Consider the following 25507-nt stretch of genomic DNA (forward strand, 5'->3'; position numbering starts at 1 on the left):
GGTGGGGCCATCGCGGCGGTACTGCAGGAGGCCGGTAGCCGGTTGTGAATCAGCCTTGCCAGAGCATCTTCGCGGACACGATCATGGCCATCGCGACCATCACGATCCGGATCAGCTGATGGCCGCGATTGACGGCGATACGTGCGCCAAGAGTGCCCCCTATCCATTGGCCCGCCAGCATGGGCAGCCCGAAGGCCCAAACGATGTCGCCATGCAGGGCGTAGAACACCACCGCCACCATGTTGCTCGACAGATTCAGCAGCTTGGCGTGGCCGGTGGCCCGGGTGAGGTTCATGCCCAGCAGGGTGACTGCCGAGATCGCCAGAAAAGTGCCTGTTCCGGGACCGAAAAATGCGTCGTAGAAACCGATCAGCGGAGCGATCGTCGCTGCGTACGCCGCGTTCGGAATGCGTTGTGTACGATCCTGAGCTCCCACGCGGGGTGACAATAGAAAATATAGTGCGAAGCCGATCAGCAGGATAGGGATGAGCTGCTTCAGGATGTTGCTGTCGATGCGGGTCAGCGCCCAGGCGCCCGCCAACGCCCCGGCGAAGCTGGACAGGATCATCCACCGGCTCTTCTTCAGATCGATCTGGCGCTTGCGCAGAAACTGCAGGGTGGCGGCGGCCGACCCCGCGAAGCCACCGGCCTTGTTGGTGGCGATGGCTGCCCCGGGGGGCAGGCCGACTGCCAGCAGCGCCGGGATGGTGATGAGCCCGCCGCCGCCCGCGATGGCGTCGATGGTGCCTGCCGCCAGGGCGACGAAAAACAACAGAAATGCGGTGTACAGCGTGATTTCCATGGCGAGGTGAGACGGGTGACGATGTGCTCAGCGCGGGGCCGGCCACCCGGTCTGGTGTGCCGGCCGTCGGAGGAGGGCCGCCGCAGCGGCCGAATGCAGCGCTCAGCGTTTGGTGATGTCGGCCTGAGCTTCCTTCACCAGATCCGGACCGATCTGCTTGGCCCATTTGTCGAATACCGGCTGGGTGACCTTGGCAAAGGCGCCGATTTGTTCGGGTGACAGTGTGGTGACCGTCACGCCATGGCTTTCGATGTCCTTGAGCAGCGAATTGTCAGTGGAAGTCACGCCCTTGCGCGCGATGACGATTTCCTGCTTGCCGGCTTCGATGGCGGCTTCGCGCACGATTTTCTGGTCTTCAGGCGACCACGAGGCCCAGACGTCCTTGTTCACCACGAAGATCAGCGGATCGGCCACATAGTTCCACAGCGTCAGGTATTTCTGGCCCACGTCGTAGAGCTTGGCGCCGGCATAGATGGACAGCGGGTTCTCCTGGCCGTCCACGGCGCCGCTGGCGAGTGCTGGCTGCGCATCGGCCCAGCTCATCTGCGTGGGGTTGGCCCCCAGCGCGGTGAAGGTGTCGATGTACAGCGGCGAACCCACGACGCGCAGCTTCATGCCTTTGATGTCCGCCGGGGCCTTGACCTCGCGCACTGAGTTGCTGAGCTGCCGGTAGCCGTTCTCGCCCCAGGCGAGCGGCACCACGCCTTTTTTGGACAGGATTTCGAAGAGCTTTTCGCCGACCTTGCCATGGGTCAGCACGTCGATGGCCGGGTAGTCCGGCATGAGGAATGGCAGCGAGAACAGATTCAGTTCCTTGACCTGCGGCGACCAGTTGATGGTGGAGCCGATCGCCATGTCGATCACGCCCTGGCGGATGGCGGTGAATTCGCGCGTCTGATCGCCCTGTACCAGCGAAGTGCCCGGGTAGACCTTGATGTTGATGCGCCCCTTGGTGCGCTCACGCACCAGGTCCGACCAGATCACGGCGCCCTGGCCCCAGGGGAAGGTCGTGCCCACGACGATGGACAGTTTGTATTCGGACTTGTAGTTGGCCGCCTGGGAAGGTGCAGCGATGGTCAGTGCGCCGACAGCGAAAGCCACCGCGGCCATGAGTCGTTTGATAGGCATGTGAGTCTCCTCTGAAAGTCCCCGTTGAAGTCTATTTGGATGAAGCGTCAGTATCCCAGATAATGCGGCAGCCACAAGGCAAGCTGCGGAAACAGCACGACCAGTACCAGCGACCCCATCATGCCGCCCACCATCCAGACGACCCAGCGCACCGTGCTCTCCATGGGCACCTGGGCGATCTTGCAGGACACCATGAGATTCACAGCCACGGGTGGCGTGAACTGGCCCACGGCCACCATCAGCGTGAGGACTACGCCCAGCCACACCAGATCCCAGTGAAAAGCCATGGCGACCGGCTGGATGAGGGGCACGAAGATCAGGAAGATGGAAATTCCATCCAGGAACATGCCGGCCACGATGAGCAGCAGGATCAGCAGCGTCAGCACACCGTACGGCCCCAGCCCGGAATGCACGATGGCGTTGGTCAGCGGGTCGATGATGCTCAGCGTGGACAGCGACCAGGCGAAGATGCCTGCCAGTGTCACGATCAGCATGATCACGGCCGACAGTTCACCGGCCTCGCGCAGGATGGGAAACAGGTCGCGCCACGACATGGTGCGGTGCACGAAAATGCCGATGAAAAGCCCATAGAACACGGCCACCACGGCCGCCTCGGTGGGGGTGAAGTACCCCATGCGCATCCCGCCCAGGATAATGACGGGTGCCGATAGGCCCCAGACAGCCTGATACAGGCTGCGCCAGAAGGGTGGGCGAGGTTCCTTGCGGGCTTCGGCACCCATGTTGTGACGGCGTGCGAGCCATACGGCGGGGATGATGAGGCCGATTCCCGCGAGAATGCCCGGCACCATGCCGGCCGCAAACAGGGCCGGGACGGATGCCTGCGGCACCAGGATGGAGTACACGATCATCGCGATGGACGGCGGGATCAGGATGTCGGTTGCCGCGCCTGCGGCCACCACACTGGCCGAGTAGGCGCGCGGATAGCCCGCCCGGTTCATGGCGCCGATCATGATGGCGCCCACGGCCGCAGCGCAGGCGGGACCGGACCCGGAGATTCCGCCCAGGAACATGGCCACGGTGATGGCGACCACCGCCAGCATCCCCGGGCCGTTGCCGGTGATCGACTGGGCCAGCCGCACCAGCCGCGCGGCGACACCCGAGCGGTCGAAGATGGAGCCCACCAGCACGAACATCGGAATGGCGAGCAGCGGATATTTCGCCAGCCCGGCATAGAAGCTTTGCGACACAGCCATGAGCCCGAACCAGTGTGTGTCGGGGTTGGCCAGGGCGATCGCCACAGTGCCGGCGCCGCCCAAAGCCACACCGACCGGGACGCCAATGGCCATCAGGATCACGAACATCGCAAAGAGGAGGCTGGAAATCATGCTTGCTGCCTCCATGCGCGTTGAAGCATCCCGATCAGGCGCAGCGAAATCGTGGTGGACAACACTGGAAGCCAGCTCGAATACCACCAGACCGGTACGCCGATCGCGGGCGATGTGTCGCCCCAGTTGAAGTCGTCCAGTGCCATGCGGCCCAGCAGGACCGTCAGCACGATGAAGAACAGCAGGCAGATGGCGGTGGAGGCCAGCGTAAATCGCCGTTGGCGTTCCGTACTGCCCGCGTCAGCGAGCATTTCGATCCGGATGTGCAGCCGGCGCACGAATGCCGAACCGCTCGCGCTCATGGTGAGCACCACGAGCAGAAAAATGGAGATTTCCTCGGTCCAGGCGAAGGATTCGGACGTGAGGTAGCGCACGATGACGTTGGCGAGTGTGATGCAGGCCAAGACCGCCATGGTGAGCACGGTGACCCAGTCTTCCAACAGCAGCGGGATACGGACCGGTGGATCCGGCGGTGGCGTGTAGATGCCGGAAGGGTCGGCGGCGTGATCGTCTGGCATGAGCGCTGCAGTAGCGTGAGTTGGATGGGGCTGAAACAAAGGTCTTCATACTACAGCCAGATGGGTCTTTTGCCCCTTCGGGCAATCCCGTGCAGAGGTGGTGGAGAGGCGTGCAAATGTTGGGGATGGTGCAAGAATTCGTCTCGATCGGCGATAAACTGACCCTTTTGCGCGGCGTTTCAGCCGCTTGCCCGAGGTTTTTCCGTGAATGCCCCCGTCTCTTCCGCCTCTCTGGCAGTGACTGCCGCCCCCTCCGCTGCTGCGGGCCGAAATGGTGCTCAGGTTTTGCTGGACACGTTGATTGCCCTAGGGGTGGATACGGTGTTCGGCTATCCGGGCGGCGCGGTTCTGCCGCTTTACGACGCGCTCTACACCGAGCCGCGCATTCGCCACATTCTGGTGCGCCACGAACAGGCCGCCATGCACGCGGCCGAGGGCTACGCCCGGACCACAGGGCGCACCGGCGTGGTGTTCGTGACTTCCGGACCCGGCATGTCCAATACCACCACCGGGTTGCTGGACGCCATCTGCGACTCCATTCCCGTGCTGTGTGTGAGCGGCCAGGTCGCGACCAGTGCAATCGGTACGGATGCGTTTCAGGAATGCGATGCCGTGGGGATCTCCCGGCCGGTCACGAAGTGGAATGCGCAGGTCAAGCGTGCGGAAGACGTGGCAGGTCTGGCGGCCAAGGCGCTGCGGCTGACCCGCAGCGGCCGGCCCGGTCCCGTGCTGCTGGACTTCCCCAAGGATCTGCAGATGGCGCCGGTGCCGGCGGAGTATCTGACGGCGGCGCCCGAACCGGCGGCGACGGCCGAGACGCTGTCGCCCGTGACCGAGGCGAATCTCAAGCGTGCGGCGGCGCTGATTGCCAATGCCCGGCGCCCGGTGTTCTATGGCGGCGGGGGACTCATCAATTCCGGGCTGGACGCCTGTCACGCGTTTTGCAGCCTGGTCCAGTCCGTGGGTGCGCCGTGCACGCTGACCCTGATGGGGCTGGGCGCCTATCCCGCCGACGACACCCAGTTCCTGGGGATGCTGGGCATGCATGGCACGCTGCAGGCGAATCTCGCCATGCACCATGCTGACCTCATCGTGTGTGTGGGGGCGCGGTTCGACGATCGCATCACGGGCCGGTTGTCGGATTTCTGCCCGTTCGCGGAGAAGATCCATCTGGACATCGATCCGGCGTCCATCGACAAGGTCGTGCGCGCCGACGTCGCGCTGGTGGGCGATTGCTACCCGTTGCTGCGTGCGCTGCACAAGGAACTGGGTACACAGATGCTCGATCCGCATCGTCTGGACGACTGGTGGCAGCGTATCGGGGTCTGGCAGGCGCGCGACTGCCTGAAGGTCACACCTTCGGATCAGGTCATCCTGCCCCAGGACCTGATGCAGCGCATCGATCGCGTGCTGGACGGGCAGGATGCCATCGTCTCCACCGATGTGGGGCAGCATCAGATGTGGGCCGCCCAGTACATCCGCATCAACCGGCCCAATCGCTGGCTGACGTCCGGAGGCGCCGGTACCATGGGCTACGGCCTGCCGGCGGCCATCGGGGCGCAGATCGCCCATCCGGACAAGACGGTGGTGTGCGTGAGCGGCGATGCCTCGGTGCTGATGAATATCCAGGAACTGGCCACCGCCATGCAGCACCGCGCGCCCGTCAAGCTCATCCTGTGCAACAACGGCCACATGGGCATGGTGCGCCAGTGGCAGGAACTGATCCACGAAGGCCGCTACAGCCACAGCTACAACGCTTCATTGCCGAATTTTGTGGCACTGGCCGGTGCCTTTGGCTGGGGCGCGGCGCGGGTCGAGCACCCCAACGATCTGGACGCTGCGTTGGCCACCTGCATGGCGTACGACGGTCCGTATTTCCTCGATGTCGCCGTAGTGCCGCTGCAGAACTGCTTCCCAATGATGCCCGCCGGCTGCGGGCATCAGCAGGTCATGTTGTCCGAAGACACCTGGTATGTTGAGGAATGATGGTGGTGGGCGCAGTGTCCTGTCTGGCTGGTTTGAGCGCTTGAATTTGGATGGATGGGCTCATTAGGGCACTGACACTTATACCGTCATGTATTTGTGTACCCTCTCCAGGTTCGAGGTTACGTCGACCGAAGTACCAGACCAGACCGTGCGGCCCTTTTCGATGACGTAGTGGCGGTCAGCCAGAGCGAGCAGTGCGTCGATATTTTTGTCGACGATGATGAGCGACAGGCCGTCATCCCTGAGCTTGCGCAGGTCACTCCAGATCTGATGGCGGATGATGGGCGCCAGGCCTTCGGTTGCCTCGTCCAGAACCAGCAGGTTGGGATTGGTCATCAGCGCCCGGCCAATGGCCAGCATCTGCTGCTCACCGCCCGAAAGTGCGGCACCGCCGTTCCGGCGCCGCTCGTGCAGCCGGGGAAAGAAGGCGTAGACGCGCTGCAGATCCCATTTGCTCGTGCCTTGCGGAGAGGGGCGGGCGGTAGCAACCAGGTTTTCCTCGACAGTCAGGTTGGGGAAGATCTGACGACCTTCTGGAACGAGCGCAAGTCCTTTGCGGGCAATTTTGTAGGCACGCAAGTTCTTCAGCGACGTGCCCGCATAGTGGATGCTGCCGTCCAGACAGCGGATCATTCCGAACAGGCATTTCAGTGTGGTCGAGCGTCCCATGCCGTTGCGGCCCAGCAGCGTGATGGCCTCGCCTTCCCGCACGGAGAACGAGACGTCGAACAGGACTTGGGCGGCGCCGTAGCCGGCTTGCATGCCGGTAACTTCCAGCGTTTTGGAGCTCATGGTGTATCGCTTCCATTTCCGAGGTAGAGCGCGAGGACTTGTGGGTTTTTGCGAATCTCTTGCGGTGTGCCACTAGCGGCCACTCGGCCAGATTCCAGAACGGTGATGGTGTCGGCCAGTGAAAAAACGGCTTCCATGTCGTGTTCGACCAGCACCATGGTGAATTCGCCCTTGAGCGATTGCAGCAGCTGCGCCACGTTGGTGGATTCGGCGGCGCTCATGCCGGCCATGGGTTCGTCGAGCAGCAGGAACTGTGGGCCGGCGGCGATCGCCATGGCCAGCTCGAGCTGCCGCCGCTCCCCGTAGCTGATGTCGTGTGTGGTGGCGTTGGCCAGGTGATACAGATGGGTCTTTTGCAGGGCCGGCTCGGCAAATGGCATGAGGTGGCGCTGGGACGTGAGCGGTCGCCAAAACCGGAAGCAGTGCTCGCGGGCTGCCATGGCCGCAAACAGCACGTTTTCCAGCACGGTGAATTCGTCGATGACGGAGGTGATCTGGTATGAGCGGAACAGCCCCGCACGCACCCGTTCATTGACTGGCGTGTGGGTGACGTCCGTGTCACCGTACGCGATGGTGCCGTGATCGGGAAGCAGTTCTCCGGCCAGCAGACCTACCAGGGTGCTCTTGCCCGCTCCGTTGGGGCCAATCAGGGCATGGAAGGAGCCAGCTGAGATATCCAGCGAAACATTGTCCACGGCCTTGAAGGCGCCGTAGCTTTTCTTCAGATTCTTGACGTGCATCGGCTGACTCATGCTTGCTCCTTGCGGTGTGCCAGGGTGCGGAGCTTTGAGGCCGAAGGTGCGGTTGGGCGAGTATTGAACAGGCCGGTAATACCGCGCTGGCCAAAGACGGCAATCAGGAAGACCAGGATGCCCAGGACCAGGGCCCAGTGGTCGGTGTAGCCCTTGATGAGTTCTTCGACGGCAAAGTAGAGCAGGGCGCCGTAGACCGGGCCCATGGCCGTGCGCATGCCGCCTAGCACGACCATGACGATCAGATCGCCGGACACCATCCACGACAGCGTGCCAGGCGAGGCGTAGGTGGTCAGGTTGGCGAGCAGAAAGCCCGCCACGCTCGTGAGCAGAGCCGAGACTACGAAGATGGCCAGCTGATACTGAAAAACCGGAACGCCCAGAGCGCGGACTCGTCGCAGGTTCTGCCGCGCCCCTTGCAGGACCATGCCGAACGGTGTGGAACGCACTCGCCAGGACCACACGCACAGTGCAAGCAACAGGACGAGGCTCACCCCATAGACCACGCGGGGAAATCCCAGATCCAGGCCCAGCAGGGTGCTGGTGGCCTGGATGCGCATGCCGTCGTCGCCGCCAAACTGGCTCAGGCTGCTGAACAGATAGAACCCCATCTGGCCGAAGGCCAGGGTGATCATGATGAAGGAAATGCCCTGAGTGCGCAGGCTGACGGCACCAACGAACAAGGCTACCAGCAGCGTGATGCCTAGTCCGGCCAGTAGCTGGACCAGCCCGCTGGTGATGCCGAAGTACGAGCAGATCGCCACGCTGTAGACCCCCAGCCCCATGAACAGCGCGTGTCCGAAGCTCACCTTGCCAGCGTAGCCCAACAGCAGGTTGAGGGCTGAAGCGGCGAGAGCGTAGATTAGAAAGCGCGCCCCCAATGACAGGTAGTAGGACGAGGCCTGACCATGCAGAGTAAAGGGGGCGATGACCAGCACCAGAAAGAGGACGGCGGGGATTCCTCTTGCGAGGGAGAAGCGTGAGGCATTGGACATGTTATGAGCCCTCCTTGCCGAAGATGCCGCTGGGTCGGAAGATGAGCACGATCGCCATAAGGATGTAGATCATCATGGAGGCGAGTGCCGGGGCTGCTGTGTCGGCTATGCCGGGACTGAAGGATGCACTGAGGACGAGGGGCAGGAAAGTGCGCGCAAGCGTGTCGACGATGCCCACCAGCAGGGCAGCGCCGAAGGCGCCGCGCACCGAACCTACGCCGCCGACGACGATCACCACCAGCGTTGTAATCAGGACCGGTTCGCCCATTCCTGATTGCACCGAGACCAGCGGTCCCAGGATGGCGCCCGCAAAGCCAGCCAGTGCGGCCCCCACCGCAAACAACAGAGTTTTCAGCACGCGGATGTTGATCCCCATAACTTCCACGATCTGGGGGTGAGTGGCACCGGCCCGGATAAGCATGCCCATGCGGGTGCGGTTGATGAGCAGGTAGATGCCCAGGGCGACGATCAGCCCCGAAACGATCACTGCCAGGCTGTAGGCGGGATACCGGATCCCGCCGATGTGGATGACGCCTGAGAGCGCCTGTGGAACGCTGGCATAGACGGGTTGTTCACCCCAGATGATGCGCGCCAGCTCGTTGAAGAACAGGATGAGCCCGAATGTAGCCAGCACGTGATACAGGTGATCGCTTCCGTAGAGTCGCGACAGAGCGAAGCGTTCGAGCAGTGCCCCCAGCACGAAGCAGGCCACGACTGCAGCGGCTACACCCACCAGCAGCGATCCTGACGCAGTCGCAACAGTGGCTCCGACATATGCGCCCAGCATGTAGAGGGAGCCGTGCGCAAGGTTCACGAAGTTCATCACGCCGAAGACCAGTGTGAGGCCGGCAGCCGTCAAAAACAGCAGCATGCCGTATTGCACCCCGTTGAAGACTTGGGTCAGGATGGCGTTCAGCATGGTTCAACTCATCTTGCACTGGGTGTAGAACGCGTCCTTGTGCTTTTCAACCGTGGTTTCCAGCACTTTTGGCACGATCTTTCCGTTCTGGTTTTCGAACCCGATCATGTAGTAGTTCTGGATAGGCAGGTTGTTGACGTTGAAGGCGAAATAGCCGCGCACCGAAGGCACCTGGGTCGCGGCCTGTTTGATGGCGGCCGTGAGCTTGGCGTGGTCCTTGTAATCGGCGCCCGTATGCCCGATGGCCCAGTTCAGGAAATTGCCCGCATCGTAGGCGGCTGCGGCGTATAGGCTGGGAGTGCGGTGGTATTCGGCTTCGAAGTCAGACACGAACTTTTTATTGACCGCGTTATCCAGCGCCGGCGACCACCAGGCGGCGCTCAACGCCCCTGCGGCAGCGCCTTTGACGGCGGGCAGCGTGGTTTCCTCAAGCGTGAAGACCGAGAGGTACTTCAAGCTCTTGAGCAGGCCCGTCTGGCTCAGCTGCTTGACGAAGCTCACCCCCATCCCGCCCGGGTAGAAACTGAAGACTGATCGAGCGTTGGCCATCTGGATACGGGTGATGTCGGTTGTGTAGTTGGTTTGACCCACCGGGGTGTAGACCTCGCCCACCGGCTTTTCTTTGTAAAAGCGCTTGAAGCCTGCGAGCATGTCCTTGCCCGCCTGGTAATTGGGGGCCATCAGGAACATGTCATGCAGGCCGTGCTTTTGCGCATAGATGCCGGCCACCTCGGCTGCGCCGTCGTTGGGCCAGGCCGTCGAGAAGATGTTGGCGGTGCAGTTCTTGCCGGCGAGTTCGGAGGGGCCGGAATTGGTCGCAATGGCGGGTAGGCCAGATTGTGCCAGGAGTTCACGCATGGCCAGCACCACGTTGCTGAAGCCCAGTCCCACGACGGCGTCCACGCCCTCTTTGCTCACGAGCTCTTTCAGGTTCTGGATGCCGACTTCCGGCTTGAGTTGGTCATCACGCTTGAAGACGGTGACCTTCTGGCCCCCGAGTTTGTCACCATGTTCTTTGACGGCCAGCATGAAGCCGTCGTACTGGTCTTCACCCACCGCGGCCACGGGGCCCGAGAAGGCGCCCGTGACGCCGATCCTGACGTTGGCCGAGGCCGGCGTGGTGGTGCTCAGCGCCACTATGCCAGCGGTCAGTGCTACAGCTAGGCTGGTAAGTTTCATCGTGTGTCTCCTGGGGTTTTGGTGGGGTGCAGCGGGTGGTATTGGATGAAATAGGGGGAAATCATGCCGGCGGACGGACAGCCAGGCGCGCGAATTCGAGCTTTTCCATGATGGGTGCGTCCGAGAACTGGAACAGGTCCAGCGTCTCATCAGCGTGCACTGACCACTCGACCCATGACGGCACGACGAAGATGTCGCCTTTGTTCAGGGTGTATGAAGTCCCGGCCAGGGTGAGCGCGCCAGATCCGTTGAAGACCTGCACGACAGCCGACCCTACTGCACACTGCAGGGGCGTGGCCCGGCCGGAGAGTAGTCGGTGGAACTCAACCCGCAGCGTGGGCATTACGTCGCCCCCGGTGGTGGGATTGACGTAGCGCACGGCCGCATGGCCGGGGTGCACCGTGGCAGCGTGGCCTTCAGCCTCAAGCGCCAGTTGTTGTACCAAGGCCCGGTCCGTGTGTTCCCACCGGTAGCAGAGCAAGGGGGTGCTGGGGTGCGGCATCAGCCGGCTCAGCGGGCGCAGCCCGGGGTAGGCCCACAGCCGCTCTGAACGCGAGACATCTGGCGTGGAACGGTCTTCTGGCTGGTTGGCACCGAACTCGAAGAAATCTGAATTCACGTAGTGCACGAAAGGGATGTCCAGACCATCGAGCCAGGCCATGGGCTGGTCGGTTTCGTTGCGATGGGCATGAAAATTCCATCCCGGCTGAGGTAGAAAGTCACCGCGCCGCATGGCAATAGGGTCACCGTTGACGACCGTCCAGACGCCTTCGCCTTCCAGAACGAAGCGGAACGCGTTCTGGGTATGGCGGTGTTCGGGTGCGGCCTCGTGTGGTCCCAGATACTGGATGGCGGCCCAGAGCGTCGAGGTCGCGTAGGCCGCACCCCCTAGCCCCGGGTTGGCGAGGCCGATGGCCCGCCGCTCCCCGCCTCGGCCGACCGGAACGAGTTCGCCCGCTCGCTTCGCGAGGGCGTAGAGACGTTCCCAGCGCCAAAGGTGTGGTTGTGTCTTAGGTTCGGGCGTCTGCGGCATAAGGTTGCCAAGCTGCGTCCAGAGCGGGGCCAGATGTTCCGCCTGGAAATTCGCATAGAGCGCCTGGAGTTCGGTGGTTTCTGCCGCAATAGGTGCGTCGTGGCCAGTGCAGTGGGATGAATTCATGACGTTTCCCATGGGAAATGGTTTGATGTCGGCGAGCGCGGGTGCCGTTGCGGACTCAGTGGGCAGGGGCGGCGTCTGCAGCAAGCCGCTTGACCACGTCGCTTCTCAGCCACTTTTTGTCGATCTTGCCGATCTTGGTCATGGGTAGTTCCTCCACAATGACCAATTTTTCGGGGATCTTGAATTTGGCGACGCCGATCTTTTCCATGTAGGCCTTGAGCGCGTCCAGGTCGAAATGCGTATTGGGTTTGAGCGTGACATACAGGCACAGCCGTTCGCCCAGCAGCTTGTCGGGCATGGCGATGGCGGCAGCCCCCATGACCTGGCTGAATTGGTACACGAAGCTTTCGACTTCTTCGGCCGAAATGTTTTCGCCGCCGCGATTGATCATGTCTTTGTCTCGTCCGGACACTACCAGGTTGCCATCGGGGCGCAGCATCACGATGTCGCCGGTGCGGTACCAGCCATCGGCGTTGAATGAGCGGGCATTGGCTTCGGGGGCCTTGAAGTAGCCGCAGGGGGTGTAAGGACCGCGCGTGATCAGCAGCCCCAGTGTGCCGTCGGGGACGGCGTGTCCGTTCTCGTCGACGACGCGGATTTCATCACCGTCGCTCACCGGGCGGCCCTGCGTGTTGCAGCAGACGTCTTCCGAGTCGTCCAGGCGCGTCATGTTGATGAGGCCCTCGGCCATGCCGAAGACTTGTTGCAACGTGGCGCCTAACACTTGTCGCACGGCCGGTGCAAGCTTGTCCGGCATGCGTGAGCCGCCCACCTGCAGGACTTGCAGCGAGTTGCCCTTCATAACGTGCTGTTCGCGCTGGACTTCGATCCACTTGTGGGCAACGGCCGGCACGACGGCAGTGACCGTCACGCTCTCCTGGTCGATCGTGGTGAGTGCGCGCACGGCCTCGGGGCTGCGCAACAGCACGGTGCGCCCGCCATGGAAGAGCGCCCCCAGGTAGCCCGGCGAGCCTAGCGGGAAATTGTGCGAGGCCGGCAGGGCCACCATATATACGGTCTGCGCGCTGAACCCGCCCACCTCGCTGCACTTCTGGATGTTGTAGGCGTAGTCCATGTGGGTGCGTACGATGAGCTTGGGCGCCCCCGTGGTGCCGCCCGAGAGCAGCATCAGGGCCACGTCGCGGGCATCGGGCGAGTACGCGGCTTCGTCGAAGCGCGGCTGTACGCCGATGCTGTTGATCAGGCGGTATTCGCGCACGCGATTGCCCGTGTCGCTATGCGGGCTGACGCCTTCAGGCGAAGTACCCTTGCCCGACACGAACAAGGAGTGGATGCTGGGAATTTGCTGGGCCACCTCGTGCGCAATCGAACGCAAGTCGGTGCCGCGATCTTCTTCGGGAACGGCGATCGCGACAGCCCCGGAGAGTCGGGCGACGTGGCTGAGTTCGTGCTGGCGGTGGGCTGGCATGGCCATGACCGGGATGACACCGATCCGAAAGCAGGCAAGGGTGAAGACCACGAACTCCCAGGTGTTGGGCAGTTGTACGATGATGCGGTCTCCGCGCCTGATGGAGCGGTCAAGCAGGAACTGTGCACAAGAGGCCGATCGGTCCCAGAGCTGCTGGTAGCTCAGGCGTATGGCGTTGTCGACGACGGCCAGCCGGTCAGGGTGCTGCCCGACCTGTTCTTCGATGTACGATGCCAGCGTGCGGGTGCCCCAGTAGTGGCGTGCCCGGTACTGGGCTTTGAGCGTTTGGGGCCAGTCGGTCACGCCGTCCGTGATCAGGGGTTTGTAGTTTTCCATGTCTTTCGTGTCTCCAGGCAAAGCGCTAGCTTGATGTCACGGCCGTGACTGCGTCCAAGGCCAGAAGCCCGGTGACCGTCAGGCGTAATGGGTTGATTGCCAGGTTGCTGATTTCGGCGTGCGTGTTGAAGTACGACATCAGTCTGGCTGACGAACGAAGGGGCGTTCATGGTTGCGGGGTGTCCAGCGCAAAGGCGACGGCGTCGGCGCGCCCGGAGAGCACCAGGGTTTCTATGTCGTCGTGGATGCTGAGGGCACGGCGGCTGCGCAGGGCAGCCAGGTCGTCGACGAGCAGCGTCGGAATGCCATGCTGCATTTTGAGATATTCGGAAGCCAGGACGCGCGAGAGCGGTGTGCCTTGGTGGATCACCGCGAGAGTTGGTCTGTGGTGGGCCAGCACGTCCAGCGCCGCCTGTTCCCGGGCACCCAGGGTCGCGGTGTCGGCGTCGGGTGCGGCACAAAGAGCGTAGCCGGCATATTGAGGCGCGTCGACCGGGAGGGCCTCGATCCAGGTCAGACCGTCGCCCAGTTGCACGGAACCAGCCGTCTGGTGGCGCACGAAAAGCAGCCTGGAACTGAAGGTGCAGGTACCAGCCGTCAGTGGGGTGCTCAGGGGGGGGCTCTGGAAGGCCTGCCGCCAGGCGGCCTCTGATTGCGCCACGAAGGCGGTGTCGCGCACCCGAAGCTTGCCCAGTGAGATGGCCCGGCTGAAGAAATGAAAACTGAATTGCCAGGGAGGCAGGGCGCGCTGGTAACGTCCGAAGTGGTCCCACCACGAAAGGCTGGGCAGCGCGGAATCCTGGATCTTGTTGACTTCAGGAGCGCGAATGCGCTCGTAGGTGCTCAGAGCGGTTTCGAGATCTCCCGGGTGTTCCTGCACGCATTGTGCGAGGATGCTGGCGTCCTCCATGGCCATTTTGGTGCCCGACCCCACGGAAAAGTGTGCGGTGTGGACGGAATCCCCGAGAAAGGCAACGGCAGTCCGTGCGTCGGCCTGAACGTGCCACGTTTGAGTTCTGCGTGTGCAGAAGTTGGCCCAGCGTGAGTTGTTGGCGACCAGGGGCTGGTGGTCGATTTCGTCGGCGAAGAGTTCGGCCAGGAATTGCTGGGATTTTTCGTCGGAAGGACCGGCCGGCTGGGTGACATCGAAAGCATCCAACCCTGCTTTATGCCAGGTGTCTTCATCGGTTTCGACGATGAAGGTGCTCAGGCCTTCGCCGATGGGGTAGGCATGCACGGCAAAGTTGCCGAACCGCGACTGCTTGTGCAGAAAGGTCAGGCCCTGGAACTGGAAGGGGGTGGCAAACCAGATGAATTTGACGGTGGCCACGCTGCGGGTGTGCCCGAGGCGTTCCGCGAATCGTTCGCGGGTGGCCGAGCCAGTGCCGTCCGCGGCCACGATCAGATCGTAGGCCTGCTGTTCGAGCAGGGTATCGATCGTGGCGGGCGTGGCGTAGTGCAGGTGCACCCCGAGTTGCTCTGCTCGTGCGCTCATGGCGGCCAGCAGATGGCGCCGGTGAACCGCCGACATGCCGTTGCCTGAGGCGGGTGTGGTGACGCCCCGGCTGACCACGCGAATAGTGTTCCAATGGCGGCCGTGGGCGTCCAGCACTTCTTTGAGGACGGAATCAACCTGGTTTATGTTGTGATAGGTCGTATCCGAGAACACCACGCCGAAGCCGTAGACATTGTCTCTGGCGTTGCGCTCGAAGACGTCGATGTGGCTCCCTGGAACAGCCTTGGCCAGTGCAATGGCGGCAAACAGACCACCCGGTCCGGCACCGATGCAGGCTACTCGCAGCAGGTGCTTAGGGGAAGTGGCCGCAGATTCTGTAGTGGACATGTCTTCAGCGTCTCGCAGAGAAGGGAGAAAGCGCGGAGACAGGCCGGCGCACTGTGTGAGCTTGTCTCCAATCTTGTTTGAATCCATTTTAGGGGGGATTGTCGTGGAGATATATTTTTCATGATGGTATATTCTTATCATCTATGTGTTCTTTGATATATATGTTGGCGAACCCAATTGGGAGAATAGGTGGCCTCAAGCTGGATAGACCGGATTCGCCTGCGCAATCTGAATTTCCTGGTGAGCCTGGCGCAGACTCATAACCTGAGCCATTCGGCCAAGTTGCTGCATACGACGCAGCCGGCCCTCTCCAAATGGCTGAAAGATCTCGAAAGTGACATTGGCCTGACGCTCTTCGATCGTCGCGCCCGCGGGCTGGTGCCTACCTCGCATGGAGAAGTCCTGATCGCCCATGCGCGCCGGATTCAGGCGCAGTTGGACCGTACCGTCGAAGACATGGGGGTGCTCAGCCAGGGAGGGGTGGGCCGCGTGGCTTTGGGTGCCTCGGGGGCCACGGCTGTCGGCATTGCGCCGCATGCGATTTTGCTGATGGCCGAGGGTCTGCCAGACGTTCGCGTCGATTTCATCGAGAGCACGATGAATCGTCTGCTCGAACTGCTGCTCCAGGGTGATCTGGATATCGTGATGGGGCGGACCATCCAGGACAGTGACGCTACTGTCGGCCTGCGCAGCGAGATTCTCTACACGGAGCCCGTGAACCTGGTGGTACGCAAGGGACATCCACTGCTGGATCTGGAAACCGTGTCGTGGGACGACATCGAGCGCTATCGCCTGGTGATCTGGCCGCAGCAAACGCCCATCCGGCAGGTGCTCGAAAGTGCGCTGGTGGCGGCGGGGCGCACGCTGAAGCCTAATTACATTGAATCGAATTCCGTCATCGCCAACGTCACGATGCTCAACCACAGCGACTTCATCGGCATGGCGTCCCATCGGGCGGCCACCGTGCTGGCCAATTTCGATCTGCTGCGTGTTGTGCCCATGACGCTGCGCGGATACGGGTCGGTCTCTGTGTACTGGCGCTCGGACGAACTGCAGCCCAAGTCGGTGGAGCAGACCCTGGCGTGCATTCGTCAGGTGGCGGCCGCAGGCGATGGTTGAGACGCGCTAGCCGTTGACGAACCCGCGCAACGTCGGGCGACCCGGCTCGCAAGCGGTGAGGGGCGCCACTTCCTGAAGGTCGTGAGCGTATCGGTGCGCGAGGGACTGGTATTCGGCGGTTCCGCGTCGCTTGCCTTCGAATTCCCGGTCGGTGAGCAGGCGCACCACCCTGGCGGGCGTACCCAGCAACAGTTGCCGGCGTTCACCCTGAAAGTGCTTTTTCACGAAACTCATGGCCCCGACCATGCTCTCGGGGCCGATCTCCGCGCCGTCCATGACGACGGCTGCCATACCGACCAGGCTGTCGACTCCGATCGTGCATCCGTGCAGGATGGCACCGTGCCCGATATGGCCATTGGTGCATACGAGGGTGGTCTGGGAGGGTGAGCCGTGGATCATGCAGTGGTCTTGCAGATTAGAGCCTTCTTCCAGCACGATGCGGCCGAAGTCGCCGCGCAGGCAGGCAAACGGGGCAATGTAGACTCCTGGGCCGACAATCACGTCACCGATCAGGACAGCGCTGGGGTGTACATAAGCGCCGGGCTCGATGACGGGCGTGAGTCCTTCGAAACGGTAGCTGGGCATGGTTGCCTCGCAGAAGAAGCGGCACATCGCTGAAGCCCGGGTGTCGCTTCATGCGGTGGTGGCCTGGGGATGAGGTCAGGGGCCGCCGAGGAAATCCGGCTGTCGCTGAGGCTGTGCCTGGATGAAAGCGGGCAGCGTGTTGCAGGCTTCGTGAACAGCCATGACGCGGGGGTAGGCGTCAAGGTCACAACCCATGCGTACGGCATTGGCCACTTGCGGGATGAGGCAGCAGTCGGCCAGCGTAGCGGTGTCCGCAAAACAGAAGCGGCCAGACCCAGCGCGCTGCAGAAGTGTTTCCAGCGCTGCAAATCCTTCGGTGATCCAGTGACGATACCACGCCTTTCTGGCGGAATCTGGTACCCCCAGCTCCCGTGAGAGGTAGTTGAGCACACGCAGGTTGTTGACGGGGTGAATGTCACAGGCGATCAGTTGCGCGAATTCGAGCACATGGGCTCGCAGCACCGGCTCGACCGGGATCAGCCTGGGCTTGGGGTACCGCTGGTCCAGGTAGTCGATGATGGCCAGGGACTGCCCCAGTTGCAGATCCCCGTCCGTGAACGCCGGGACCAGCGCTCCCGGGTTGATCCGGGTGTAGTCGCGGCCCTGCTGCTCACCCTGCCGGATGTTCACGGGGATGACGCGGGCATCGAGCCCCTTGAGCCCGAGTGCAATTCGCACCCGGTACGAGGCTGAACTGTTGAAGAAGCTGTAGAGTTCCACCGCTCAGCTTCCCGAGATGTCGACGGACAGTGTACCCAGCCCCGAGATGGAGGCCTCCAGATGGTCTCCTGGCACCACAGCGGCCACGCCCTCGGGGGTACCTGTGTAGAGCAGATCACCTGGCTGCAGCTCAAAGTAGCGCGACAGGTGTGCGATGGTTTCTGCAATGGACCAGATGAGCTTATCCAGCTGGCTGTGCTGGCGAACTTCCCCATTCACCTTCAGAAGGATGTCCACCTGAGCAGGCGTGGCTGGTAGAGCGCTCGAGGGGTGGATGGGGCCGAGTACGGCGCTTTGATCGAAGGCCTTGCCAATTTCCCAGGGGCGTCCCATTTTGCGAGCACCCATCTGCAGGTCTCGACGGGTCATGTCCAGCCCGATGGCATATCCCCAGATGTGTCGCAGGGCATCTTCGACCGCGATGTGAGTGCCGCCTAGGCCCAGGGCCGCAACGAGTTCCACTTCGTGGTGAAAGTTGCTGGTTTCACTCGGGTAGGGCAAGATCAGCGATTTCCCATTGGCGGGGAAACATGCCGCATCCGCCGGCTTGCAGAAGAAGAACGGGGGTTCCCGCTCGGGATCGAAGCCCATCTCGCGGGCGTGTGCGGCATAGTTTCGGCCGACACAGTAGATTCTGTGGACCGGAAATTGACGGTCTTCTCCAGCAACGGGCACGGCCGTGTGCGGCGCCGGGTCAAATACATAAGGCATGGCATTCTCCGAAGGGCAGATGTCCGGCGCTGGTACGACGCTTGGCTATTCGGGATCCTGCGCGGCGGCATCAGCGGGCATGCCAGCCATTTTAGGGGCCCTTCGGTGCTGTGAAATATCGTTCTCTATAGTATTTTTGCACCTTCTATATATAAATATATATGTCACTTAGCCGAGATCGGGCAGCTTTGCTCCGACCAAAGGGCGCAGTTGTCCAGCATTTCGCGCACCTCGATCTGCGCCAGCTCTACTATTTAGTTATGAATAAAAGTTAAGCGTGCTTTGCGTTTACGTTGGTTTCATGAACTGATCTTGATGCGGGATCTCGGGTTACCCTAACTTTTCTGCAAGTCCCCCCGCAGACGGGTTTTCTGTTTGACTGAATCAAGGAATCTTCATGCCGATTCGCATCGTTGATGTGCGAGAGGTCACCAAGCCGATTGCTTCTCCCATTCGTAACGCCTATATCGACTTCTCCCGGATGACGACCAGCCTGGTGGCGGTGGAAACCGACGTCATGCGGGACGGCAAACCGGTGATCGGCTATGGGTTCAACTCCAATGGCCGCTACGGCCAGGGCGGGCTGATCCGCGAGCGCTTCGCGCCGCGATTACGGGAGGCCGATCCCGCGTCCCTGATGGATGACGCAGGCGACAATCTGGATCCCGTGCGCATCTGGGGTACCCTGATGTCCAATGAGAAGCCCGGTGGGCACGGCGAGCGGTCGGTTGCGGTCGGAACGCTGGACATGGCGGTTTGGGATGCGGTGGCCAAGATCGCGGGGCAGCCGCTGTTTCGCTTGCTGGCCCAGCGCCACAGCGTGCAGGCCGATCCGCGCGTGTTCGTCTACGCCGCAGGGGGCTATTACTATCCCGGAAAAGATTTGGGTGCCCTGAAAGCCGAGATGCGCAGCTATCTGGATCGCGGCTATACGGTCGTGAAGATGAAAATCGGCGGGGCATCGCTGGAAGACGACCGCCGCCGTATCGAAGCCGTGCTGAATGAAATTGGCAGTGCGGCACGGTTGGCGGTGGACGCCAACGGCCGCTTCGATCTGCAGACGGCCATTGGCTACGCCACCATGCTGCGCGAGTACCCGCTGTTCTGGTACGAAGAGCCGGGCGACCCGCTGGATTATCGGCTACAGGCTGTTCTGGGAGCCTTCTACGAGGGGCCCATGGCCACGGGCGAAAACCTGTTCAGCCATCAGGACGCCGACAACCTTCTACGCTATGGCGGCCTGCGCCCTGACCGCGATTACCTGCAGTTCGATTGTGCGCTCAGCTACGGGCTGGTGGAATACCTGCGTACGTTAACCGTGGTCAAGCGTCATGGCTGGTCCTGGCGCCGCTGCATTCCCCATGGTGGCCATCAAATGTCGCTCAATATCGCCGCTGGGCTCGGGCTGGGCGGCAACGAGTCCTATCCCGATCTCTTCCAGCCTTACGGCGGCTTTCCGGATGGCGTGAACGTCATCGATGGGCATATCATCATGCCTGACCTCCCCGGCATCGGGTTTGAGGGCAAATCCGATCTCATCGCTGAAATGCAGGCCCTGAAGTGAAACCACATCGTATTGCAGTCATCCCGGGCGACGGGATTGGTCGTGAAGTCATGCCCGAGGCGCTTCGGGTTTTGGAAGCCCTGCGCGAACGGCATGGGCTGTCGCTGCAGTTTGAACCTTTCGACTGGGCCTGCGCCGAGTTCTGGCAGCAGCATGGCGCGATGCTGCCCGACGACTGGTTCGAGCAGCTGCAGACATTCGATGCGATTCTGTTTGGCGCGGTGGGCTGGCCGGCGGTCGTGCCCGATCATGTGTCGTTATGGGGATCGCTGCTCAAGTTCCGCCGGGGGTTCGACCAGTACATCAATTTGCGCCCGGTCCGTCAGATGACGGGGGTGCCTGCGCCGCTTGCGGGGCGCAAGCCGGGCGAAATCGATTTTCTGGTGGTGCGAGAAAATACCGAAGGGGAATATACGAATCTGGGCGGGCGCCTTTACGAAGGCACCGAGCGCGAGATCGTCATCCAGGAATCGGTGTTCTCGCGCCACGGAGTCGATCGTGTCCTGAAGTTTGCCTTCGAGCTGGCCGCCCGCAGGCCCCGGCATCACCTCACGGCCGCTACGAAATCCAATGGTATCGCCATCAGCATGCCGTACTGGGACGAGCGTGTGCAAGCCATGGCGGCGCAGTATCCGGGCGTTGCCTGGGACAAGCACCACATCGACATCCTCTGCGCCCGTTTCGTCCTGCAACCACAGCGGTTCGACGTGGTGGTGGCCTCCAATCTCTTTGGTGACATCCTGTCGGATCTCGGCCCGGCCTGCACAGGCACGATCGGCATTGCGCCGTCGGCCAACCTCAACCCAGAGCGGCGGTATCCGTCGCTGTTCGAGCCTGTGCACGGGTCGGCACCCGACATTTATGGGCAGAACATTGCAAATCCCGTGGGGATGATCTGGTCGACGGCCATGATGCTTGATTTTCTGGGTAGTACAGACAAGGCATGCCAGGCAGCGCATGACACGCTCATGGCTGCGATCGAGCATGTGCTGGAATGCGGGCCGCGCACACCTGATCTGGGCGGACAGGCCAGCACGCAGCGTATGGGCCAGGCCATCGCCGATTTCATCGCGTCGTAGCGGGAATGGCACGGCCCAGCGCCTGCATGGAATCATGCACGGCGCGCCTTTGAATAAAAGTTAATCATACTTTGCTTAATGCGGTGATCTTTAAGTGAATAGTCGAGCAGAATGGACTGCTGGAACAGATTCGAGGACACAGCCATGAAGACCTATCGCATCGCCACCATTCCGGGAGATGGCATCGGCAAGGAAGTCATCCCGGCAGGGCAACAGGCGCTGGCGGCGCTGGCGGCTGCGACGCGCGCGTTCTCCTTCGACTTCGAGCGATTCGATTGGGGAGCTGACTATTATCGGGCGCACGGTGTGATGATGCCCGACGACGGCCTGGGAGCGCTACGCGGCAAGGATGCCATCCTGTTTGGCTCGGCGGGGGATCCCGGGGTGCCCGACCATGTCACCCTGTGGGGTCTGCGGCTGAAGATCTGCCAGGGGCTGGATCAGTACGCCAACGTGCGCCCCACGCGTATTTTGCCGGGTATCACGACGCCGCTGCGCCATTGCGCACCGGGCGATCTGGACTGGGTGATCGTGCGCGAAAATTCCGAGGGCGAATATTCGGGGGTCGGGGGACGGGTGCATCAGGGTTATCCGCTAGAAGTGGCAACCGACTTGTCGATCCTGACCCGCGTCGGCGTCGAGCGCATCATGCGCTTCGCGTTCCGGCTGGCGCAGTCCCGTCCCCGCAAGCATCTGACGGTCGTCACCAAAAGCAACGCACAGCGCCACGCCATGGTGTTGTGGGACGAGATTGCCCGCCAGGTGTCGCAGGAATTTCCGGACGTTGTCTGGGACAAGGAACTGGTCGATGCGGCGACGGCGCGCATGGTCAACCGCCCGGCGTCGCTGGATACCATCGTGGCGACCAATCTGCACGCGGACATCCTGAGCGATCTGGCTGCCGCGTTGGCCGGCAGTCTGGGCATTGCGCCCACGGGCAACATCGACCCCGAACGCCGCAATCCGTCCATGTTTGAACCTATCCATGGTTCGGCCTTCGACATCATGGGCAAGGGCCTGGCCAATCCGATCGGAACCTTCTGGTCAGCCGTGATGATGCTCGAACATCTGGGCGAGATACAGGCAGCGGGGCGGATGATGCGAGCCATCGAGACGGTGACGGCGGATCCCGCCCTGCATACGCGGGACCTGGGCGGATCGGCCACGACGGCACAGGTCACCGATGCGGTGTGTGCGCTCATCGAACAGGCGCCAGTCGCAGCTGCCTGAAGGGCTGCGGGTGCTAAAGCCCGCAGGTGTCCGGCATTTCGCGGATTTCGAGGTGCACGTCGGCCCGCGCCAGATCAGCCGATTGCAGCGCGTAGAGCGCATCCACGAATGCGACGGCGAAACTGCCGGGGCCGCTGGTCGTCTTGCCGGCCGCCTCGCCTGCGAGCTTGAAGTGGGCGTGGGCTGCAATCGTGGCATCGAAGTCACTGGCCAGCCGCCTGCCGTCCGGGGCGCGCTGGGCCGCCAGGTAAGCGGCCGTGAGCGAACCCAGCGAACAGCCGGTGCCGATGACGCGCGGCATCAGCGGATGGCCGCCGCCGACGCGCGCCAAGCGGACGGTGCTGTCCGAGACCTCCACGATGGCGTCGCGCGCGCCCGAAACCGCCACCACGGCACCAGTGGATTGCGCAAGGCTCATCGCGGCGACCAGCACGGCATCCACTTCGTCGGTCGAGTCTACGCCGCGCCCGCCGGCGCCCTGGCCTGCCAGAGCCGCGATCTCTGAAGCATTGCCGCGAATGACGGATGGGTGGCATTCGGCTGCTTGCTGAATGCGCGTAGTCCGGAAATCGATCACCCCCACGCTGACCGGGTCCAGCACCCACGGTTTGCCCATCTGGTTGGCAACCCGGATGGCGGCGTCGGCGGCCAGCAATTGCTGGTTGGTGGCAGTGCCGAAATTGATCAGAATGCCGTTGGCCAGGCGGGCGAACTGACCGGCGTCGGCTTCGTGATCCAGCATGGCGGGGGCGGCGCCCACAGCCAGCAGCACGTTGGCGCTGAACTGCTGGACCACGGTATTGGTGATGTTTTGAATGAGAGGTGCGGCTGCATGCAGCCGCGCATTCAGGGCAGGCAAATCCAGTGCCATGATAATTCCTACGTTAGCGTTGACCCGTTGACAGGGGGGGCGCGGCGCTACAGGCAGCGGCCGCCGTCCACCTCCAGACATACGCCGGTAATGAATGCGGCCTCGTCGGAGGCCAGGTACAGGCATGCGTTGGCCACATCGTCGGGAGTGGAGAAGCGCCCCAGCGGGATGCCCGCCACAAACTTGGCGCGATTTTCGGGGGTGTCGGGCTGGCCCATGAACTCCGTCAGCAGGCCCGTGGCCCCGATCACGGGATTCACGCAGTTGACGCGGATTCTGTCGGGACCCAGCTCGGCCGCCATGGATTTGCTGGTGGTGACCACGGCGCCCTTGGTGCCGTTGTACCAGGTCAGGCCCGGGCGTGGCCGGATGGCAGCGGTGGAGGCGATGTTGACGAAGACGCCGCCGCCTTGGCGGCGGAAATGCGGCACGAAGCTCTGGGCGCTCAGGAAAATGCTCTTCACATTGATGGCATAGATCCGGTCGAATTCGGCCTCGGTGATTTCGAGCATGGGGCGATTACGGTGCGTGGCTCCGGCGTTGTTGACCACGATGTGCAGTGCGGAATAATGCGCCAAGGCCTGCTCACGCAGGCGGTCCATGCTGGCCGCGCTGGCGACGTCGACGGCGACGAAATGCGCCTGGCCGCCCGCCGCCTGGATCTGGGCTACGGTCTCGCGTCCAGTTGCCTCGTTGATGTCGCCCACCACGATGCGCGCGCCTTCGCGCGCGAAAGTCTCGGCGATTCCGCGGCCGAATCCTGAACCGGCGCCCGTCACGATCGCGACTTTGTTCTGCAGACGCATGCTTTCTCCTGTGGTCCCTTAGCCGTGGTGGATCGACACGGTCTTCAATACGGTAAAGCCCAGTAGAGCCTCGAAACCTTTTTCACGGCCGTAGCCGCTGGATTTGACGCCACCAAAGGGCAATTCGACCCCGCCGCCAGCACCATAATTGTTCACGAAGACCTGGCCGCAGCGAAGCTGGCGGGCGAGCCGAAGCTGTCGTGCGCCATCGCGTGTCCAGACGCCGGCGACCAGTCCATATTCAGTGTCGTTGGCCAGATCCAGCGCGTGTGCCTCGTCGCGGAAGGGCTGTGCCACCAGCACGGGGCCGAAGATTTCCTGGCGCGCCAGCGCGCTGTCACCCGGCACGTCTCGAAAGAGCACCGCTTCCTGGTAGTAGCCGGCGGCCGGCGCGCCCTCCATGATGCGCCCGCGGGCCGCTTCGGTCAGGTGTTCCTCGCGCGCCACGTCCAGCATCTGGTGCACCCGCTCGAACTGCTTGCGGTTGACCAGGGGACCCAGGTCGGGGTGGCGCGAGGGAGGACCAGTCCGCAGGTCGCGAAAGCGCTCGGCAACCCGGGCGAGGAACGTTTCGTAGATGCTTTCCTGAACGAGCAGACGGCTGCCGGCCGAGCAGGTCTGGCCGCTGTTCTGGATAATCGCGTTCACGATGACCGGAAGCGCCTTGTCCAGATCCGCATCCTCGAACACGATCTGCGGCGACTTTCCGCCCAGCTCCAGCGTGACCGGGCAGTGACGGCGGGCGGCGGCCTCGGCCACGTGCTGACCCGTGAGGGTCGATCCCGTAAAGGAAATATGCGCAATCCCGGGGTGTGCCGTCAGCGCTGCGCCGGCCTCGATGCCGTAGCCAGTGACCACGTTCAGCGCACCCGCTGGAAAGCCGATGTCGGCGGCCAGTTCCGCCAGGTGCAGGGTGGACAGGCTGGCATCCTCGGCGGGCTTGACCACGCACGCATTGCCCGCGGCCAGTGCCGCCCCCACGCTGCGCCCGAAAATCTGCATGGGGTAGTTCCAGGGGATGATGTGGCCCGTCACGCCGTGCGGTTCGCGCACCGTCAGTACCGTGTAGCCTGATTCGTAGGGCAGCGTTTCACCGTGCAGCTTGTCGCAAGCACCGGCATAGTATTCGAAGTAGCGCGCCAGCGCGGCGACGTCATTGCGTGCTGTGGCTGGCGCCTTGCCCGTATCGCGGGCTTCGAGTGCAGCCAGCGTGTCAGCCTGTGCCAGCACCGCGTGGCCCCAGCGCGCCAGCAGCCGGCCGCGGTCTCGTGCACAGGTCGTGGCCCAGGGACCATTCAGGTGCGGGCCCATGGCTGCCTGGGCGGCCCGGACAGCTTGGTCCACGTCGTCGGCGGATCCTCGCGCCAGTTCGTCGAACGGCTGACCGTCGGCAGGGTCGATGACCGGAATGGTCCGGCCGTCGCGGGCCGGGACTCTGGCGTTGCCGATGAAATGGTGCGCAGTCATAGGGCGGCTCAGACGGAGGTGAAGTAATCTGGTCGGGATGAGATTCTGCGGCTCATGGTGGTGAGGCATGCACAAGCATGTATGCGTCTAGTTTAGCGTCCAGATTGTCAATCGGCACTGCGCCGCGTGCTGCAGTGTGGAATTACCCTATGAGCCAGCTCTGTCGGCCAT

The 25507-nt window shown here is 62.6% G+C and carries 23 protein-coding genes; 5 read left to right on the forward strand and 18 right to left on the reverse strand.

Translation table 11 applies throughout. The features are described from left to right. Nucleotides 1–49 precede the first annotated feature (49 nt). From EPN31_RS11225 to EPN31_RS11240, 4 genes are all read right to left on the reverse strand, one after another. Nucleotides 50–802 carry a TSUP family transporter gene (locus EPN31_RS11225; RefSeq protein ID WP_291773186.1) on the reverse strand — a complete coding sequence of 251 codons (753 nt, stop codon included), beginning with the start codon at nucleotides 800–802 and terminating at the stop codon, nucleotides 50–52. 102 nt (nucleotides 803–904) lie between these two features. Further along, entirely contained in the window at nucleotides 905–1930 is a 1026-nt protein-coding gene (locus EPN31_RS11230) for a DctP family TRAP transporter solute-binding subunit (RefSeq protein ID WP_291773187.1), read from the reverse strand. Between the two features lie 47 nt (nucleotides 1931–1977). Next, nucleotides 1978–3276 (reverse strand): TRAP transporter large permease, encoded by a 1299-nt coding sequence (locus EPN31_RS11235; RefSeq protein ID WP_291773188.1) that lies wholly within the window; start codon nucleotides 3274–3276, stop codon nucleotides 1978–1980. Next, a complete protein-coding gene (locus EPN31_RS11240; RefSeq protein WP_291773189.1) occupies nucleotides 3273–3794 on the reverse strand; it encodes a TRAP transporter small permease in 522 nt (173 codons plus the stop codon). The genes EPN31_RS11235 and EPN31_RS11240 overlap by 4 nt, the downstream gene beginning before the upstream one ends. 237 nt (nucleotides 3795–4031) lie before the next feature. Between EPN31_RS11240 and ilvB the strand changes: the two genes are divergently transcribed. Continuing rightward, the gene (gene ilvB / locus EPN31_RS11245; RefSeq protein WP_291773850.1) at nucleotides 4032–5780 is read left to right on the forward strand and encodes a biosynthetic-type acetolactate synthase large subunit; all 1749 of its coding nucleotides are present in this window, start codon (nucleotides 4032–4034) and stop codon (nucleotides 5778–5780) included. Between the two features lie 78 nt (nucleotides 5781–5858). Here the strand turns inward: ilvB and EPN31_RS11250 are convergent, their stop codons facing one another. From EPN31_RS11250 to EPN31_RS11285, 8 genes are all read right to left on the reverse strand, one after another. Beyond that, nucleotides 5859–6572, reverse strand: coding sequence for an ABC transporter ATP-binding protein (locus EPN31_RS11250; RefSeq protein WP_291773190.1), 714 nt, complete (start codon nucleotides 6570–6572; stop codon nucleotides 5859–5861). Then, the gene (locus EPN31_RS11255; protein ID WP_291773191.1) at nucleotides 6569–7324 is read right to left on the reverse strand and encodes an ABC transporter ATP-binding protein; all 756 of its coding nucleotides are present in this window, start codon (nucleotides 7322–7324) and stop codon (nucleotides 6569–6571) included. Before EPN31_RS11255 ends, EPN31_RS11250 begins: the two co-directional genes overlap by 4 nt. Beyond that, nucleotides 7321–8319: a branched-chain amino acid ABC transporter permease gene (locus EPN31_RS11260; protein WP_291773192.1), complete on the reverse strand. Its 999-nt coding sequence runs from the start codon at nucleotides 8317–8319 to the stop codon at nucleotides 7321–7323. The genes EPN31_RS11255 and EPN31_RS11260 overlap by 4 nt, the downstream gene beginning before the upstream one ends. 1 nt (nucleotide 8320) lies before the next feature. After that, the gene (locus EPN31_RS11265; RefSeq protein ID WP_291773193.1) at nucleotides 8321–9238 is read right to left on the reverse strand and encodes a branched-chain amino acid ABC transporter permease; all 918 of its coding nucleotides are present in this window, start codon (nucleotides 9236–9238) and stop codon (nucleotides 8321–8323) included. A gap of 3 nt (nucleotides 9239–9241) precedes the next feature. Further along, nucleotides 9242–10417, reverse strand: coding sequence for an ABC transporter substrate-binding protein (locus tag EPN31_RS11270; RefSeq protein WP_291773194.1), 1176 nt, complete (start codon nucleotides 10415–10417; stop codon nucleotides 9242–9244). Between the two features lie 61 nt (nucleotides 10418–10478). Then, nucleotides 10479–11576 (reverse strand): cupin domain-containing protein, encoded by a 1098-nt coding sequence (locus EPN31_RS11275; protein ID WP_291773195.1) that lies wholly within the window; start codon nucleotides 11574–11576, stop codon nucleotides 10479–10481. Nucleotides 11577–11631: 55 nt separating this feature from the next. Next, on the reverse strand, nucleotides 11632–13341 hold the full coding sequence (locus EPN31_RS11280) for a (2,3-dihydroxybenzoyl)adenylate synthase (protein ID WP_291773196.1): 1710 nt from the start codon (nucleotides 13339–13341) through the stop codon (nucleotides 11632–11634). Between the two features lie 166 nt (nucleotides 13342–13507). Continuing rightward, complete coding sequence (locus tag EPN31_RS11285; RefSeq protein ID WP_291773197.1) at nucleotides 13508–15184, reverse strand: FAD-dependent monooxygenase; 1677 nt, start codon at nucleotides 15182–15184, stop codon at nucleotides 13508–13510. A 189-nt stretch (nucleotides 15185–15373) separates the two neighbouring features. Here EPN31_RS11285 and EPN31_RS11290 point away from each other — a divergent pair, with 189 nt between their 5' ends. Next, nucleotides 15374–16303, forward strand: a complete 930-nt coding sequence (locus EPN31_RS11290; RefSeq protein ID WP_291773198.1) for a LysR family transcriptional regulator — start codon at nucleotides 15374–15376, stop codon at nucleotides 16301–16303. A gap of 6 nt (nucleotides 16304–16309) precedes the next feature. Here the strand turns inward: EPN31_RS11290 and EPN31_RS11295 are convergent, their stop codons facing one another. The 3 genes from EPN31_RS11295 to EPN31_RS11305 all read right to left on the reverse strand — a co-directional run bounded on the left by EPN31_RS11295 (nucleotide 16310) and on the right by EPN31_RS11305 (nucleotide 18319). Beyond that, a complete protein-coding gene (locus tag EPN31_RS11295; RefSeq protein WP_291773199.1) occupies nucleotides 16310–16888 on the reverse strand; it encodes a phenylacetic acid degradation protein PaaY in 579 nt (192 codons plus the stop codon). 75 nt (nucleotides 16889–16963) lie between these two features. Further along, nucleotides 16964–17608, reverse strand: coding sequence for a maleylacetoacetate isomerase (gene maiA / locus EPN31_RS11300; protein ID WP_291773200.1), 645 nt, complete (start codon nucleotides 17606–17608; stop codon nucleotides 16964–16966). Nucleotides 17609–17611: 3 nt separating this feature from the next. Continuing rightward, complete coding sequence (locus EPN31_RS11305; protein WP_291773201.1) at nucleotides 17612–18319, reverse strand: fumarylacetoacetate hydrolase family protein; 708 nt, start codon at nucleotides 18317–18319, stop codon at nucleotides 17612–17614. 403 nt (nucleotides 18320–18722) lie between these two features. On the opposite strand from EPN31_RS11305, the gene EPN31_RS11310 reads away from it, so the two are divergent. From EPN31_RS11310 to EPN31_RS11320, 3 genes are all read left to right on the forward strand, one after another. Next, nucleotides 18723–19883: a mandelate racemase/muconate lactonizing enzyme family protein gene (locus EPN31_RS11310; protein ID WP_291773852.1), complete on the forward strand. Its 1161-nt coding sequence runs from the start codon at nucleotides 18723–18725 to the stop codon at nucleotides 19881–19883. Beyond that, nucleotides 19880–20962 carry a tartrate dehydrogenase gene (locus EPN31_RS11315; RefSeq protein ID WP_291773202.1) on the forward strand — a complete coding sequence of 361 codons (1083 nt, stop codon included), beginning with the start codon at nucleotides 19880–19882 and terminating at the stop codon, nucleotides 20960–20962. Before EPN31_RS11310 ends, EPN31_RS11315 begins: the two co-directional genes overlap by 4 nt. Nucleotides 20963–21106: 144 nt before the next feature. Beyond that, nucleotides 21107–22192, forward strand: coding sequence for a tartrate dehydrogenase (locus EPN31_RS11320; protein WP_291773203.1), 1086 nt, complete (start codon nucleotides 21107–21109; stop codon nucleotides 22190–22192). Between the two features lie 13 nt (nucleotides 22193–22205). Here EPN31_RS11320 and thiM read toward each other — a convergent pair whose 3' ends face one another. Genes thiM through EPN31_RS11335 form a run of 3 tightly spaced genes read right to left on the reverse strand, consistent with a single transcriptional unit; the run spans nucleotide 22206 to nucleotide 25336 of the window. After that, the gene (gene thiM / locus EPN31_RS11325; RefSeq protein WP_291773204.1) at nucleotides 22206–23063 is read right to left on the reverse strand and encodes a hydroxyethylthiazole kinase; all 858 of its coding nucleotides are present in this window, start codon (nucleotides 23061–23063) and stop codon (nucleotides 22206–22208) included. 47 nt (nucleotides 23064–23110) lie between these two features. Then, nucleotides 23111–23869 (reverse strand): SDR family oxidoreductase, encoded by a 759-nt coding sequence (locus EPN31_RS11330; protein ID WP_291773205.1) that lies wholly within the window; start codon nucleotides 23867–23869, stop codon nucleotides 23111–23113. Between the two features lie 18 nt (nucleotides 23870–23887). Next, the gene (locus EPN31_RS11335) at nucleotides 23888–25336 is read right to left on the reverse strand and encodes an aldehyde dehydrogenase family protein (protein WP_291773207.1); all 1449 of its coding nucleotides are present in this window, start codon (nucleotides 25334–25336) and stop codon (nucleotides 23888–23890) included. Nucleotides 25337–25507 lie beyond the last annotated feature (171 nt).

This window comes from Castellaniella sp. (assembly GCF_004321985.1).
Lineage (GTDB): Bacteria > Pseudomonadota > Gammaproteobacteria > Burkholderiales > Burkholderiaceae_B > Castellaniella.

Excerpts from the sequence above, each read along its gene's own strand:
- EPN31_RS11330 (WP_291773205.1), bottom strand. The coding sequence starts at position 23,869 with ATGCGTCTGCAGAACAAAGTCGCGATCGTGACGGGCGCCGGTTCAGGA.
- EPN31_RS11255 (WP_291773191.1), bottom strand. The coding sequence starts at position 7,324 with ATGAGTCAGCCGATGCACGTCAAGAATCTGAAGAAAAGCTACGGCGCC.
- EPN31_RS11275 (WP_291773195.1), bottom strand. The coding sequence starts at position 11,576 with ATGAATTCATCCCACTGCACTGGCCACGACGCACCTATTGCGGCAGAA.
- EPN31_RS11320 (WP_291773203.1), top strand. The coding sequence starts at position 21,107 with ATGAAGACCTATCGCATCGCCACCATTCCGGGAGATGGCATCGGCAAG.
- EPN31_RS11335 (WP_291773207.1), bottom strand. The coding sequence starts at position 25,336 with ATGACTGCGCACCATTTCATCGGCAACGCCAGAGTCCCGGCCCGCGAC.
- EPN31_RS11270 (WP_291773194.1), bottom strand. The coding sequence starts at position 10,417 with ATGAAACTTACCAGCCTAGCTGTAGCACTGACCGCTGGCATAGTGGCG.
- EPN31_RS11225 (WP_291773186.1), bottom strand. The coding sequence starts at position 802 with ATGGAAATCACGCTGTACACCGCATTTCTGTTGTTTTTCGTCGCCCTG.
- thiM (WP_291773204.1), bottom strand. The coding sequence starts at position 23,063 with ATGGCACTGGATTTGCCTGCCCTGAATGCGCGGCTGCATGCAGCCGCA.
- EPN31_RS11265 (WP_291773193.1), bottom strand. The coding sequence starts at position 9,238 with ATGCTGAACGCCATCCTGACCCAAGTCTTCAACGGGGTGCAATACGGC.
- EPN31_RS11295 (WP_291773199.1), bottom strand. The coding sequence starts at position 16,888 with ATGCCCAGCTACCGTTTCGAAGGACTCACGCCCGTCATCGAGCCCGGC.
- EPN31_RS11260 (WP_291773192.1), bottom strand. The coding sequence starts at position 8,319 with ATGTCCAATGCCTCACGCTTCTCCCTCGCAAGAGGAATCCCCGCCGTC.
- EPN31_RS11230 (WP_291773187.1), bottom strand. The coding sequence starts at position 1,930 with ATGCCTATCAAACGACTCATGGCCGCGGTGGCTTTCGCTGTCGGCGCA.
- EPN31_RS11235 (WP_291773188.1), bottom strand. The coding sequence starts at position 3,276 with ATGATTTCCAGCCTCCTCTTTGCGATGTTCGTGATCCTGATGGCCATT.
- EPN31_RS11305 (WP_291773201.1), bottom strand. The coding sequence starts at position 18,319 with ATGCCTTATGTATTTGACCCGGCGCCGCACACGGCCGTGCCCGTTGCT.
- EPN31_RS11240 (WP_291773189.1), bottom strand. The coding sequence starts at position 3,794 with ATGCCAGACGATCACGCCGCCGACCCTTCCGGCATCTACACGCCACCG.
- EPN31_RS11285 (WP_291773197.1), bottom strand. The coding sequence starts at position 15,184 with ATGTCCACTACAGAATCTGCGGCCACTTCCCCTAAGCACCTGCTGCGA.
- EPN31_RS11250 (WP_291773190.1), bottom strand. The coding sequence starts at position 6,572 with ATGAGCTCCAAAACGCTGGAAGTTACCGGCATGCAAGCCGGCTACGGC.
- EPN31_RS11280 (WP_291773196.1), bottom strand. The coding sequence starts at position 13,341 with ATGGAAAACTACAAACCCCTGATCACGGACGGCGTGACCGACTGGCCC.